The 13310-nt window shown below is 73.7% G+C and carries 14 protein-coding genes and 1 riboswitch; of the genes, 8 read left to right on the top strand and 6 right to left on the bottom strand.

Annotation, left to right across the window (positions count from 1 at the left end; genetic code table 11):
- Window positions 1–5 precede the first annotated feature (5 nt).
- From ABH937_RS02810 to ABH937_RS02800, 3 genes are read left to right on the top strand one after another with little or no spacing between them, the layout of a single operon-like run.
- The gene (locus tag ABH937_RS02810) at window positions 6–1184 is read left to right on the top strand and encodes an acyl-CoA dehydrogenase family protein (protein WP_280693845.1); all 1179 of its coding nucleotides are present in this window, start codon (window positions 6–8) and stop codon (window positions 1182–1184) included.
- Window positions 1181–2359 (top strand): acyl-CoA dehydrogenase family protein, encoded by a 1179-nt coding sequence (locus ABH937_RS02805; RefSeq protein WP_370217038.1) that lies wholly within the window; start codon window positions 1181–1183, stop codon window positions 2357–2359. Before ABH937_RS02810 ends, ABH937_RS02805 begins: the two co-directional genes overlap by 4 nt.
- Entirely contained in the window at window positions 2356–3348 is a 993-nt protein-coding gene (locus ABH937_RS02800) for an acyl-CoA dehydrogenase family protein (RefSeq protein ID WP_370217037.1), read from the top strand. The genes ABH937_RS02805 and ABH937_RS02800 overlap by 4 nt, the downstream gene beginning before the upstream one ends.
- Before the next feature lie 240 nt (window positions 3349–3588).
- Here ABH937_RS02800 and ABH937_RS02795 read toward each other — a convergent pair whose 3' ends face one another.
- From ABH937_RS02795 to ABH937_RS02785, 3 genes are all read right to left on the bottom strand, one after another.
- Complete coding sequence (locus ABH937_RS02795) at window positions 3589–4074, bottom strand: SRPBCC family protein (RefSeq protein WP_280687271.1); 486 nt, start codon at window positions 4072–4074, stop codon at window positions 3589–3591.
- The gene (locus tag ABH937_RS02790; protein WP_280687270.1) at window positions 4071–4469 is read right to left on the bottom strand and encodes a metalloregulator ArsR/SmtB family transcription factor; all 399 of its coding nucleotides are present in this window, start codon (window positions 4467–4469) and stop codon (window positions 4071–4073) included. Before ABH937_RS02790 ends, ABH937_RS02795 begins: the two co-directional genes overlap by 4 nt.
- A gap of 125 nt (window positions 4470–4594) precedes the next feature.
- On the bottom strand, window positions 4595–5752 hold the full coding sequence (locus tag ABH937_RS02785) for a cobalt-precorrin-5B (C(1))-methyltransferase (RefSeq protein WP_280687269.1): 1158 nt from the start codon (window positions 5750–5752) through the stop codon (window positions 4595–4597).
- A 23-nt stretch (window positions 5753–5775) separates the two neighbouring features.
- Here ABH937_RS02785 and ABH937_RS02780 point away from each other — a divergent pair, with 23 nt between their 5' ends.
- Together ABH937_RS02780 and ABH937_RS02775 are read left to right on the top strand one after the other, a co-directional pair.
- Complete coding sequence (locus tag ABH937_RS02780) at window positions 5776–6549, top strand: cobalt-precorrin-6A reductase (protein ID WP_280687268.1); 774 nt, start codon at window positions 5776–5778, stop codon at window positions 6547–6549.
- 54 nt (window positions 6550–6603) lie between these two features.
- Entirely contained in the window at window positions 6604–7599 is a 996-nt protein-coding gene (locus ABH937_RS02775; protein ID WP_370217034.1) for an SDR family oxidoreductase, read from the top strand.
- A 56-nt stretch (window positions 7600–7655) separates the two neighbouring features.
- Here the strand turns inward: ABH937_RS02775 and ABH937_RS02770 are convergent, their stop codons facing one another.
- From ABH937_RS02770 to ABH937_RS02760, 3 genes are read right to left on the bottom strand one after another with little or no spacing between them, the layout of a single operon-like run.
- Window positions 7656–9143 (bottom strand): precorrin-2 C(20)-methyltransferase, encoded by a 1488-nt coding sequence (locus tag ABH937_RS02770; protein WP_280687266.1) that lies wholly within the window; start codon window positions 9141–9143, stop codon window positions 7656–7658.
- Window positions 9140–9766: a precorrin-8X methylmutase gene (locus ABH937_RS02765; protein ID WP_280687265.1), complete on the bottom strand. Its 627-nt coding sequence runs from the start codon at window positions 9764–9766 to the stop codon at window positions 9140–9142. Before ABH937_RS02765 ends, ABH937_RS02770 begins: the two co-directional genes overlap by 4 nt.
- Window positions 9763–11007: a cobalamin biosynthesis protein CobG gene (locus ABH937_RS02760; RefSeq protein WP_280687264.1), complete on the bottom strand. Its 1245-nt coding sequence runs from the start codon at window positions 11005–11007 to the stop codon at window positions 9763–9765. Before ABH937_RS02760 ends, ABH937_RS02765 begins: the two co-directional genes overlap by 4 nt.
- Window positions 11008–11154: 147 nt before the next feature.
- Between ABH937_RS02760 and ABH937_RS02755 the strand changes: the two genes are divergently transcribed.
- The 3 genes from ABH937_RS02755 (at window position 11155) to ABH937_RS02745 (ending at window position 13024) form a co-directional block, all read left to right on the top strand.
- On the top strand, window positions 11155–11595 hold the full coding sequence (locus ABH937_RS02755) for an AraC family transcriptional regulator (RefSeq protein ID WP_280687263.1): 441 nt from the start codon (window positions 11155–11157) through the stop codon (window positions 11593–11595).
- A gap of 77 nt (window positions 11596–11672) precedes the next feature.
- Complete coding sequence (locus tag ABH937_RS02750; protein ID WP_280687262.1) at window positions 11673–12092, top strand: VOC family protein; 420 nt, start codon at window positions 11673–11675, stop codon at window positions 12090–12092.
- A 233-nt stretch (window positions 12093–12325) separates the two neighbouring features.
- Complete coding sequence (locus ABH937_RS02745; protein ID WP_370217032.1) at window positions 12326–13024, top strand: hypothetical protein; 699 nt, start codon at window positions 12326–12328, stop codon at window positions 13022–13024.
- Between the two features lie 160 nt (window positions 13025–13184).
- Window positions 13185–13259, top strand: a riboswitch (cobalamin riboswitch).
- The last annotated feature ends 51 nt before the right edge of the window (window positions 13260–13310 follow it).

Genomic DNA, 13310 nt, shown 5'->3' with positions numbered 1-13310 from the left:
GCAGTATGGACTTCGCCTTCGACGCCCGCACCGAGGAGCTGCGCGAGCAGCTGACCGCCTTCCTGGAGGAGTGCGTCTACCCGGCCGAGCGGCGGCTGGTCACCAGCGAGGACTGGTCGACCCCGGCCGTGATCCGCGAGCTGCAGGTCGAGGCCAGGGCGCGCGGCCTGTGGAACCTCTTCTGCGAGCTGCCCAACCTGCAGTACGCCCCGCTCGCCGAACTCACCGGGCGCAGCATCCTGTTGGCCCCGGCCGCGGTCAACTGCGCGGCCCCCGACACCGGGAACATGGAACTGCTCGCCCAGTTCGGCGACGAGGCACAGCGCAAGCAGTGGCTGGAGCCGCTGCTGAACGCCGAGATCCGCTCGGCCTTCGCGATGACCGAACCGGAGGTGGCCTCCTCCGACGCGAGCAACATCGAGACCCGGATCGAGCGGGACGGCGAGGACTACGTCGTCAACGGCCGCAAGTGGTACATCACCGGGGCGATGAACCCCGACTGCAAGATCTTCATCGTGATGGGCAAGACCGATCCGACGGCCGACGTGCGCCGCCAGCAGTCGATGATCCTGGTGCCGCGCGACACCCCGGGCGTCACGGTGAAGCGCGCGATGACGGTCTTCGGCTACGAGGACCGCGACCACGGCGGCCACGCCGAGGTGCTCTTCGAGAACGTCCGGGTCCCGGCCGCCAACCTGATCGGCGAGCCCGGCTCCGGCTTCGCGATCGCCCAGGCCCGGCTCGGCCCCGGACGGATCCACCACTGCATGCGGGCCATCGGAATCGCCGAGCGGGCGCTGGAGTTGATGTGCCGTCGGGTCACCGAGCGGGTGGCCTTCGGCAAGCCGCTGGCGGCCCAGGGCGTGGTGCAGGACTGGATCGCGGAGTCCCGGGTGCGGATCGAGCAGGCCAGGCTGCTGGTGCTGAAGACCGCCTGGCTGATGGACACCGTGGGCAACAAGGGCGCGCACACCGAGATCCAGGCGATCAAGATCGTGGTCCCGCAGACCGTCGAGTGGATCCTGGACAAGGCGGTGCAGGCGCACGGCGCGGCGGGCGTCAGCCAGGACACCCCGCTGGCCCAACTCTGGGCCGGCAACCGCACCCTGCGGCTGGCCGACGGTCCGGACGAGGTGCACCGGCGCTCGCTGGCGCGCCGCGAGCTGAAGAGGTACCAGGCATGAGCTCAGCGATCCGGGAGCGAGTGAGGGAGTTCCTGGCGGCCCACCCGCCCGCGGAAGTCGACCGGCTCGACTTCCTGCGCGCCCAGTTCGACGCCGGCCTGGCCTGGGTGCACTTCCCGGTCGGACTCGGCGGCCTGGGCGCCCCGCGTGCCCTGCAAGCCGTGGTGGACGCCGAGTTGGCCGCCGCCGGGGCGCCGGACAACGATCCGCGCCGGATCGGCATCGGCCTGGGGATGGCCGCGCCGACCATCCTGCGCTACGGCACCGCCGAGCAGCAGCACCGCTGGCTGCGCCCGCTGTGGACCGGCGAGGAGGTCTGGTGCCAGCTGTTCAGCGAGCCCGGCGCCGGCTCCGACCTGGCCGCGCTGGCCACCCGCGCGGTGCTCGACGAGGACGGCGTCTGGACGGTGGACGGCCAGAAGGTGTGGACCTCCAGCGCCCACACCGCCCGCTGGGCGATCCTGATCGCCCGCACCGACCCGAGCGTGCCCAAGCACCAGGGCATCAGCTACTTCGTCTGCGACATGACCGACCCCGGGGTGGAGGTCCGCCCGCTGCGGCAGATCACCGGCGAGGCCGAGTTCAACGAGGTCTTCCTGACCGGCGTGCGGATCCCCGACACCGACCGGCTCGGCGCCGTCGGCGAAGGCTGGCGGGTCGCCCAGACCACGCTGAACAACGAGCGGGTGGCGATCGGCGGCCAAGCCACGCCCCGCGAGGGCGGGTTGATCGGCATCGTCGCCGAAACCTGGCGCGCCCGACCCGAGTTGCGCACCGCCGAGCTGCACCAGCGGCTGCTCCAGCACTGGGTGGACGCCGAGGTCCTGCGGCTGACCGGCGAGCGGCTGCGCCAGCAGCTGGCGGCCGGCCAGCCGGGCCCCGAGGGAGCCGGCGGAAAGCTCGGATTCGCCCGGCTGGCCCAGCAGTTGACCGGCTTCGAGGTCGAGCTGCTGGCCGAGGAGGGGCTGGGCTACGACGACTGGACGCTGCGCCGCCCCGAGCTGGTCGACTTCAACGGCCGCGAGGCCGGCTACCGCTACCTGCGGGCCAAGGGCAACTCGATCGAGGGCGGCACCAGCGAGATCCTGCGCAACATCATCGCCGAACGGGTGCTGGGACTGCCGCCCGAGCCGCGCACGGACAAGGACGTCCCGTGGAAGGAGCTGTCCCGATGAACCTGCTGTACTCCGAGATCGAGGAGGAGTTGCGGGCCAGCGTGCGCGACCTGCTGCACGACCGCAGCCCGCTGGACGCGGTGCTGGCCCGGATCTCGGCCGGCCAGGGCTACGACCCGGCGCTGTGGCGGGCGTTGACCCAGATCGGGGTCACCGAGCTGACGCAGGCCGGCGGCACGCTGCGTGAAGTAGCGGTGGTGATGGAGGAGTTGGGCTACTCGCTGGCGCCGACACCGTTCCTGGGCAGTGTGCTGCTGGCCGGCACGGGTGAGCGGATCGGGACGCTCGCGGTGCCGTTCTCCTTCTCCGGTGGCGCGGCGACCGTGCAGGAGACGGACGGACGGCTGACCGGCACCGTCACCTCGGTCGCCGACGCGCTGAGCGCCGAGCTGCTCGTGGTGCCGGTGGACGGCGGCGCGCTGTGGCAGGTGGAGAGCGGCTTCACGGTCACGCCGCGCACCTCGCTGGACCTGACCCGGCCGCTGGCCGACGTCGTGCTGCACGATGCGCCCGGGCGGCTGGTCACCGAGGACCCGGCGGCGCTGGCACACATCCTGCTGACCGGTGCCGGGCTGCTCGCCTCCGAGCAACTCGGCGTCGCACAGTGGTGCCTGGATACGACGGTCGCCTACTTGAAGGAGCGCCGGCAGTTCAACCGTCCGGTGGGCTCCTTCCAGGCGCTCAAGCACCGGCTGGCCGACCTGTGGCTGGAGGTGGTCGGCGCCCGCGCCGCCGCCCGCGCGGCCGCCGACGCCCTGGCGAGCGAGGCGGCGGACGCCGAGCTGCTGGTCGCGGTGGCCGCCTCGCACTGCGGCACGGTCGCGGTGCGGGCGGCCGAGGAGTGCGTGCAGCTGCACGGCGGCATCGGCATGACCTGGGAGCACCCGGCCCACCTCTACCTCAAGCGCGCCAAGGCGGACCAGCTGGCCCTCGGCACCCCGGGGCGCCACCGGGCCCGGCTGGCGCAGCTGGTGGACCTGCCGGCCTGACATAGTGGTGGGGCCCCCGCGGGGCCCCCCCCCCCCCCGGGGCCCCCCCCCCCGCCCCCCCCCGCCCCCCCGCCGCGCGGGGGGGCCCCCCCCCCCCCCCCCCGGGGGGCCCCCCCCCCGCCGCTGCATCATTACCCGCTGACTGCGCGCTGGCACACCCTGATGCGCTTGGGCAGGCATACCCCTCCGGGCCTGAAGTCGGCCGCAGGACCGCCGTGGTGCAGCAGGCCGCGCGCGGGCTCAGATCCGCTCGCGCACCAGCTCCTCCAGCAGGGTCAGCGCGTCCTGCAGGCCGTCCTCCATGCCGGATTCCAGGTGCCCGTCCCGGTTCGCCTTGGTCTGGTGCTCGACCAGGATCTCCAAGTGGGTCCCGCCATCCTTCTCCACGAACGTCGTGGTGTTGACCGCCTGGGCGTCCGGGACGCCGGAGAAGGTCTCCGTGCTGACCAGGCGCTCGTCCGGGACGACCTCGCGGTACTCGCCGTAGAAGGCGAACTCGTAGCCGTTGAACGCCTTCGCCTCCCAGCGCCACCTGCCGCCGACGCGTACGTCCATCTCGATGCCGAGCACCTCGCAGCGGTTCGCATGCCACCAGCGGCGCAGCAGTTCCGGGGTGGTGAAGGCCCGGTACAGCAGGTTCCGGGGCGCGTCGAACTCGCGCGTGATCAGGATCTGGGTGTCGGTGGGGGTGGTGACGGTCGCCCGCCGGTCGTTCGTCGCAGTCATGATTCGCGCTCCTTGTCCGTCGTTTCCGCGTCAGCTGGTTGCGATCCGTGGCGGTCGGGCTCCGCCTGCTGCGCCTTGAGGTCCTCGAGCACCGCGTCCAGGAGATCGAAGCGCTCGGTCCAGAGTCGCTCGTAGTCCTTGACCCACTCGTACACCTCGCGCAGCGGCGCCGGTTCGAGCCGGTATATCCGCTGCCGGCCCTCGTCGCGGACCTGGACGAGCCCGACCTCGCGCAGCACCCGCAGGTGTTTGGACACCACCGGCTGCGCCACGGCGAGTTGCTCGACCAAGTCGGTGACGGACCGCTCGCCACCCGCCAGGGCGTCGAGGATCTCGCGCCGCCGGGGTTCGGCGACGGCGTTGAACGCGTCTGTCGTGGTCGCAGCTCTCGCCATGACTTCATCGTATGCCGATATCGGCATACGTCAAGCGGCGCGCCGCCCGACCTGTGGAGGCAGTGTTTTCGCAGGTCGGGCGCAGGACCGGGCCTGCCAGGGCGGCTGGGTGAGCCGCCACCGAATTACAAGCGGCTGGCCAGCGGTTCACAGCGCCCCACGATCGCCCCCGCCCGGTCGATGCAGATCACGTCCACCGCCACCGGCGCCTCGCGCAGCACCCCCAGCGCCGTGGCACGGGCGGCCTCCGCCACCAGGTCGCCGAGCGGGACGCCCGCCGCGCCGCAGCGCTGCACTGCTTCCAGGCCGGTGTTGGCGGCGGCCACCGCTGTGACCAGCTCGGGGTCGGCACCGCCGGTTCGGGCCAGGTCGGCGAGGAAGGCCTTGTCGACCTGGGAGCGGGCGGAGTGCAGGTCGAGGTGGCCGGCGGCCAGCTTGGAGAGCTTGGCGAAGCCGCCCGCGATGGTCAGGCGCGGGACCGGGTGGCGGCGCAGGTACTTGAGGACGGCGCCGGCGAAGTCGCCCATGTCGAGCAGGGCGTCCTCGGGCAGGCCGTACTCGGCCATCGCGACCCGCTCGGAGGTGGAGCCGGTGCAGCCCGCGACGTGGGTGTGGCCGGCCGCGCGGGCCACGTCGATGCCGCGGCGGATCGAGTCGATCCAGGCCGAGCAGGAGTACGGGACCACGATGCCGGTGGTGCCGAGGACGGAGAGGCCGCCGAGGATGCCCAGCCGCGGGTTCCAGGTGCTGCGGGCGATCTCGGCGCCGTTGTCGATGGAGATCTCGATCTCGACGTCGGGAGCGTCACCGCCGCCCCCGTGCGCGGCGGCCACCCCCGCCACCGCGTCGCGCATCAGCTGCCGGGGCACCGGGTTGATCGCGGGCTCCCCCACCGGCAGCGGCAGGCCCGGCTTGGTCACCGTGCCGACCCCCGGGCCGGCCCGGAAGACCACGCCGGTGCCGGGCACGCCGTGCCGCACGGTGGCCCGGATCACGGCGCCGTGGGTGACGTCCGGGTCGTCGCCGGCGTCCTTGACGACGGCCGCCATGGCGACCTGACCCTCCGTCAACTCCTCGCCGGCCAGAGCGAAGGCGGGCTGCTGACCCTTGGGTAGGGTGATCGTCACGGGGTCGGGGAACTCGCCGGTGAGCAGCGCCGTGTAGGCGGCCGTGGTGGCGGCGGTGGCGCAGGCGCCGGTGGTCCAGCCGGGGCGCAGGCCGCTGCTGGAGAGTTGGCCGGCCCGACCGCCGGTCACCGCCCGACCGCCGGTAGCCTCAGACACCCGTCCTCCCGGAAGGAACGCGCGTGCGGCACATCCTGATCCTCGGCGGCACCACCGAGGCCCGGCAACTGGCGGCGGCGCTGGTGCCGCTGCCCGGGCTGCGGGTGACCAGCTCGCTGGCCGGGCGGGTGAGCAATCCGCGGCTGCCGCCGGGCGAGGTGCGGGTGGGCGGCTTCGGTGGCCCGGCCGGCCTGGCCGACTGGCTGCGCGAGCAGCAGGTGCACACCCTCATCGACGCCACGCATCCCTTCGCCCAGGTGATCAGCCGCAACGCGGCCGAGGCGGCCGCCGCCGTCCATGTTCCCCTGCTCGCGCTGCGTCGGCCCAGCTGGGTGCCGGTTCCGGGCGATCGGTGGCACCGGGTCGACTCGCTGGAGCAGGCCGCCACCGTACTGCCGACGCTGGGACGGCGGGCGCTGCTGACCACCGGGCGCCTGGGTCTGGCCGCCTTCGCCCAGGTCACCGGGGTGCACCTGGTGGCCCGCTCGGTGGAGCCGCCGGACCCGCCGCTGCCGCCGGAGCTGACCGTGCTGCTGGAGCGCGGCCCGTTCCGTGCGGAGCAGGAGCGGGCCCTCTTCCGGGAGCACCGGATCGACCTGCTGGTGACCAAGGACAGCGGCGGCGCGGCCACCGCCCCGAAGCTGGCGGTGGCGCGCGAGTTGGGGCTGCCGGTGCTGATCGTGCGGCGGCCCGCGCTGCCGTCCGGGGTCCGCGAAGTTCCTGATGTGGCCGGAGTGCTGGGCGAGTTGGGGGTCGCCTCCGGTACCGTCGGGGGGTCCTGGCCGGAACGCGGCTGAGCGGGTACCGAAGGGGGACGTGCCAGTGGTGCGAAGAGTCGAGAGGAACCGTTGATGGCTCGTCACATCAGGGACATCACGGTGCCCGACCAGTGCGGCCGGCTGGCCGTGGTGACGGGGGCGAACAGCGGGATCGGGTTCGAGACCGCCAGGCGCCTGGCGCTGGCGGGCGCGGAGGTGGTGCTGGCGGTCCGGGACGGGGCCAAGGGGGAGGCGGCCGCCGAGCGGATCCGGGCGGAGGGCGGCAAGAAGGTCGGCACGGCGGTGCTGGACCTGGCCAGCCTGGACTCGGTGGTCTCGTTCTCCGACGTGCTGCACGAGCGCGGCCGCCCGGTCGACCTGCTGGTCAACAACGCCGGGGTGATGGCCGTGCCGACCCAGCAGACCACCAAGGACGGCTTCGAGCTGCAGTTCGGCACCAACCACCTGGGCCACTTCGCGCTCACCGGCCGGCTGCTGCCGCTGCTGCGCGCGGCCGCCGCGCCCCGGGTGGTCACCGTCTCCAGCCTCATCAGCCGGCTGGCCCGGCTCGACCTGTCGGACCTCAACAGCGAGCGCCGCTACCGCCCGATGGACTGCTACGCCCGGTCCAAGCTGGCCAACCTGATGTTCGCCCTGGAGCTGGACCGGCTCAGCGCCCGGCAGCGCTGGGGCGTGCGCAGCCTCGCCGCGCACCCGGGGCTGGCCCGGACCAACCTGGCGCACGGCGGCCCGCTGCTCGGGCGGGCGCCGGGGCCGTTCAAGCCGGGGCCGTTCAAGCTGGGCACGTTCAAGCCGGGCACGTTCAAGCCGGGGACGTTCAATCCGGCGGCGCTGTTCCTGAGCCTGCCCGGGCTGACCCAGGACCCGGTGCGCGGGGCGCTGCCGCTGCTGGTGGCGGCGACCAGTGCGTCGGTGGTCGGCGGCGGGTACTACGGGCCGGACGGGATCGGCGGGTTGACCGGACTGCCGGCCGCCGCCCGGGTGCCCAGGCGCGCGACGGCGCTGGACACGGCGGCCGGGCTGTGGCGGTGCTCGGAACAGCTGACCGGCGTGGCGTTCCCGGCCTGACTCGGGAACGCCACGCCGAGCGCGCGCCCGGCTCAGGGCCCGGCTCAGCGCCCGGCTCAGCGCTCGGGATAGCGGCGCGGGGTCCAGACCACCTCGGTGCCGTCGCCCCGGTCCACCGCCTGGGTCTGCGAGGAGCCGATCAGCAGGATCGTCCGCATGTCCACCTCGGCCGGGTCCAGTTCGCCCAGCCGCACGGTGCGCACCCGCTCGGTCGGGCCGCCGACGTCACGGGCCAGCACCACGGGGGTGTCCGGCGCGCGGTGTTCCAGCAGCAGGTCGCGGGCCAGGCCGACCTGGGTGGTGCGGCTGCGCGAGCCGGGGTTGTAGAGCGCCAGCACCAGGTCCGCGGCGGCCGCGGCGCGCAGCCGCTCGGCGACCACCGGCCAGGGCTTGAGCCGGTCGGAGAGCGAGACCACCGCGTAGTCGTGGCCCAGCGGCGCGCCGGCCCGGGAGGCGGCGGCGTGCGCGGCGGTCATCCCGGGCAGCACGCGCACCGGGACCTCGCGGTACGGATCGGCGCAGGCGGCCTCCAGCACGGCGGTGGCCATCGCGAAGACGCCGGGGTCGCCGGAGGAGACCACCGCGACCCGGTGGCCGCGCCTGGCCAGGTCCAGGGCGAACTCGGCACGCTCGGCCTCGACCTTGTTGTCCGAGCCGTGCCGGCGCTGGCCGGGGCGGACCGGGACCCGGTCGAGGTACGTGGTGTAGCCGACCAGGTCGGTGGCGCCGGCGAGCGCACCGCGCGCCTCGGGGGTGAGCCAGAGCGGACCGGCCGGGCCGGTCCCGACCACCACCACCTCACCGTGCTCGGGTTCGGGCTTGGGGTTGTTGAGCCGGCTCGGCAGCACCGCGACCGAGAAGTACGGCACCGTCTGCGGGTCCACCTCCGCCAGCGGCGCGGTCCGCTCGCCCGGCATGGTGGCGCGCTCGACGTAGTGCGCCTCGTCCAGCCGGCCCGAGCGCTCCAGCGCGGCGCGCACGGTCGGGAAGGTCCGGCCCAGCTTCATGATCACGGCCGAGTCGGTGGCGGCCAGCCGAGCGGTCAACTCCTCCTCGGGCAGCGTGCCCGGGATGATGGTGAGCACCTCCTCCGCCTCCACCAGCGGGGTGCCGAGCCGGGCGGCGGCGGCGCTGATCGAAGTGACACCGGGCACCACCTCGGTCTGGTAGCGGTGCGCCAGACGCTTGTGCATGTGCTGGTAGGAGCCGTAGAAGAACGGGTCGCCCTCGGCGAGCACCGCCACGTCCAGGCCGGCGTCCAGGTGGGCGGCCAGCCGGGCGGCGGCCTCCTCGTAGAAGTCCTCCAGCGCGCCCCGGTAGCCGCCGGGGTGGTCGGTGGTCTCCACGGTGATCGGGTAGACCAGCTTCTCCTCGATCTGACTACCCGTCAGATACCTTTCGGCGATGGACCGGGCGATCGAACGCCCGTGCCGGGCGCTGTGGTAGGCGATCACGTCGGCCTTGCCGATCAGCTCGGCGGCGCGGACGGTGAGCAGCGAGGGATCGCCGGGGCCGAGCCCGATCCCGTAGAGCCGGCCGGTCATTCGACCTCACTCGCGATCGCGTTGAGCGCGGCGGCGGCGATCGCGCTGCCCCCGCGCCGGCCGCGCACCACCAGGTGCTCCAGGCCCGCGGGGTGCTCGGCCAGCGCCTGCTTGGACTCGGCGGCGCCGACGAAGCCCACCGGCACGCCGATCACCGCGGCCGGGCGCGGCGCGCCCGCCTCGATCATCTCCAGCAGCCGGAACAGCGAGGTCGGCGCGTTGCCGACGGCCACCACCGAGCCCGCCAGCTTGTCCCGCCACAGCTCCATCGCCGCCGCGCTGCGGGTGGTCCCCAGCTCGGCCGCCAGCCCCGGCACCCGGGGGTCGGAGAGCGTGCAGACGACCTCGTTGTCGGCCGGCAGCCGCTTGCGGGTGACACCGCTGGCCACCATCGAGACGTCGCACAGGATCGGCGCGCCGGCCCGCAGCGCGGCCCGGGCGTCGGCCACCACGCCGGGGGTCCAGAGCAGGTCGGCGACCAGGTCGGTCATCCCGCAGGCGTGGATCATCCGCACCGCGACCTGGGCGATGTCGGCCGGCAGGCCCGCCAGGTCCGACTCGGCGCGGATGGTGGCAAAGGACTCGCGGTAGATCGCCGCGCCGTCCTTCTCGTACTCGATCACGTGGTCCTCCGGGCCGCAGCGACCGCTGCCGCCATCTGTTGGTTCGTCACTTCATCCGCACGGCCGGCGTGGCCGACGCGATAGCCGTCGCCGGTGGCCAGCACGTCCACGAACGCGCCGGCCGGGTGGCCGCAGCGCCGTTCACATCCTGACCAGTGCACCGGGAGCAGCCGGCCGGGAGCATCCGCGTCCAGCGCCGCCGCCGCGTCCAGTGCGACCGACGCGTCCAGCGCCGCCGCCGCGTGCGACCGGACGTCCGCCAGCGACTTGGCGCAGCCGGGCGAGCCGGTGCAGGCGGTGGCGCCCGCCCAGGCCGAGGCGGCCTCGGTGCGCAGGCCGGCCGCCGCGAGCGCGGGCAGCGCCTCGGCGCCGGCGCCGGGCAGCACCACCGCCCGCCACGGGGTGACCCGCAGCTCGGTGGGCGCGTGCGCCGCGAGCAGCCGCCACTGCGCGGCGGTGGCGCGGCCGAACCGCAGACCCACGCAGCACCCGTAGCCGAACGCGCCGACCGCCGGGCGGGTGCCCGGCAGGGCGGGCAGCGGTCGCGGGGCCAGGCCGAGCCGGGCGGTGAGCAGCGAGCCGTCCGGGTCGGCCTCGCGGATCCGCCAGGAACCGCTGCGCAGCCGGACGAACTCCTCGGCCGCCCGCAGCACCGTCCCCGGGCCGTCCGCCGCCAGCGCGGCCCCGGCCCGCCCGAGCCGCAGCAACGCGCCGTCGGGGTGGGCGATCAGCGTGAGGTCGGCGTCCAGCGCGGCCACGTCACCGCGTCCGTCGTCGAGCGCGAAGAGGAAGCGCCCGGAGAGCTCCCGGGCCGCCTCGCTCGCCAGCAGCAGCGTGTCCAGTTCGCGCAGCCACGGCCACAGGTCCGCGCCGCCGTCCAGCCCCGCGAGCGGCGAGGCGACGATGTTGCGCACCCGCTCGTGCGAGTCCGAGGGCAGCAGCCCGACCGCACGCAGCCGCTGCGCCAACTCCCCGCCGGCGTCCGCGCGCAGGCCGCGCAGCTGGACGTTCCCGCGCGAGGTGGCCTCCAGCGCGCCGTCGCCCAACTCCTCGGCGGCCAGCGCCAAGGCGAGTGTCTGAGTCACCGACAGCAGCCCGCCGGGCACCCGGATCCGGGCCAACGCCCCGTCATCGGCGGCGTGCAGCCGCAGCGCGCCCGGGCAGGCGTCGTCACGCCCCCGGTCCCGGCCCAGGCCGACCCGCGCGGGGGCAGGCTCGATGGCGTCGGGTGAGGGTGACATGGCCGCGAGCATACCGATGATCTGACCGCAGGTATGCCCCGCTCCAGGCGTGAGCTGTGTCTCCGACGCACCGGCCGCACCCTGCCGTGCGACCGGCGCACCTCCGCCGAGGCCCACCTGTCAGTCCCGCTCACTACCCTGGATCCCGTGGCCCACCTTCCCCCCGCCCGCCATCTGCTGCGCGCCAAGGACCTGGTCGACGCCCGGTACGCGGAGCCCCTCACCGTCGCCGAACTGGCGGCGGCCGCCGGGCTCTCCCGGGCGCACTTCAGCCGGGAGTTCCGCCGCGCGTTCGGCGAGTCACCGCACGTGTACCTGCTCACGCGGCGGCTGGAGCGGGCCGCCGCGCTGCTGCGCAACACCGACCGCCCGGTCGCCGGCATCTGCTTCGACGTGGGGCTGAACAGCCTGGGCTCGTTCACCACCAGCTTCACCCGGATGTACGGGCTGGCTCCCGCCGCCTACCGGGCCGCCTTCCCGCCGGCCGCCGCGCACGCCATCGTGCCGGGCTGCGTCCGCCGGGCCTACGGGCGTCCGCAACACCGCACGTTTCGAGAAGACGGCGCCGACGGCCCCGGCATAGCGTGACGTTATCGCCGCAAAGCACACGTAAGCGCTGGTAAGCGCTGGTAAGCACACGTAAGCATGGATAGCAGGAGGAACCGATGATCAAGATCGCCACCGCGCAGCTCTGGGTCCTGGACCAGGACGAGGCGCTCGCGTTCTACACCCAGAAGGTCGGCATGGAGGTCCGGATGGACGTCACGGTCGCCGAGATGGGCAACTTCCGGTGGCTCGCGGTCGGCCCGGTCGGCCAGCCGGACGTCTCCATCGTGCTGATGGCGATCCCCGGCCAGCCGGTCTTCGACGACACCACCCAGGCGCAGGTCCGCGAGCTGACCGCCAAGGGCGCCTCCGGTGCGGTCTTCCTGACCACCGACGACGTCGACGCCGCCTACGCGGAGCTGTCGGCGCGCGGCGTGGAGTTCAACGAGAAGCCGACCGACCAGCCCTACGGGCGCGACTGCGGCTTCCGCGACCCCTCCGGCAACAACATCCGGCTCACCCAGCTCAAGGAGATGTGACCGCGCGAGGGAAGAGGGAAGGGTGATCACTCCCGGCCGACCCGCTCTCGGGTCGGCCGGGAGTGGTGTCTGTGCGGGGGTTCCGTGACGGATTGGCGCGTGCGGCCACCGGGACAGTGGCCTGCGTCACGTACCGGGCCGCCAAGTGGAGTTCGAAGGTCCTGGTGCGCTATCAACTATGCCTACACGGCCGTGCGCTGACGGCCAGCGGCAACCAAACGGGGAATAACTTCATGAGCACCAGCATCACCAGCAAGGCCGTCCGGAACATGATCGGACTGGCCACCGTCGGGATGTTCGCGCTGACCGCCTGCGGTCCGGACGACACCACGACGACCACGACGACGGCCACCACGCCGCCCGCCACCACTGCGGCGACGACCGGTGGTTCCCAGAGCACCGCGCCCAAGCCGAGCTCGCCGGCGACCGGCGGTGCGGCCAAGTCCAGCGCGCCGACCTCCACCGGCGGCGGCGGGGCGATGGCGACGGCCGGGCAGACCTTCAAGATCGGCGAGACCGCCCAGCTCCCGTTCTCCTCCGGGGACACCAAGGGCACCATCGCGCTGACCGTCACCGCGATCGAGGCGGGCACCCCCGCCGACCTGGTCCCGCTCAAGCTCGGCGACCAGGCGTCCGGCAAGATCCCGTACTACATCCGTTACACGGTCAAGAACGTCGGGACCACCGACCTCTCCTTCACCACGGTGGACCACATGACGGGCCTGCTGCCGGACGGCACCCAGGGCCAGGACGTGATGCTGATCGGCACGTTCGACAAGTGCAAGAACGACTCGCTGCCCAGCGGCTTCACCAACGGCCAGACCGCCCAGGGTTGCGCCCTGGTGCTCTCGCCGTCGTCCTCGACGAAGATCACCGGCGCCCAGTACTGGGGCGACCCCTTCACCCTGGACAAGGGCCTCGTCTGGAAGTGATCCAGAGCTGAGGGGTTCACCGCCGAGGGGCGGTGCGGGACGGCGCGTGAGCGCACCCCGCACCGCCCCTTCGGCGTCCGCCCCGCCGCGCTGGGCCTGCCCGTTAGGATGTCCGCCGGGTGGGCCGCCTGGCCCGCTCACGCCCGAGACGGCGTCAGGGGAGGAAACCGGTGCGACACCGGTGCGGTCCCGCCACTGTGACCATGGCTCAACGGCCATCGGGAGCCAGGAACTCCTGCCGTCTCCCCCACCGCCCGGGGCGCGGACCCCGAGGAAGGCCAGCCGC

Source organism: Kitasatospora sp. GAS1066B, from assembly GCF_041262605.1.
GTDB lineage: Bacteria > Actinomycetota > Actinomycetes > Streptomycetales > Streptomycetaceae > Kitasatospora.
Note: the sequence above shows the minus strand (reverse complement) of the source record. Positions and strands in the feature narration are given on the sequence as shown.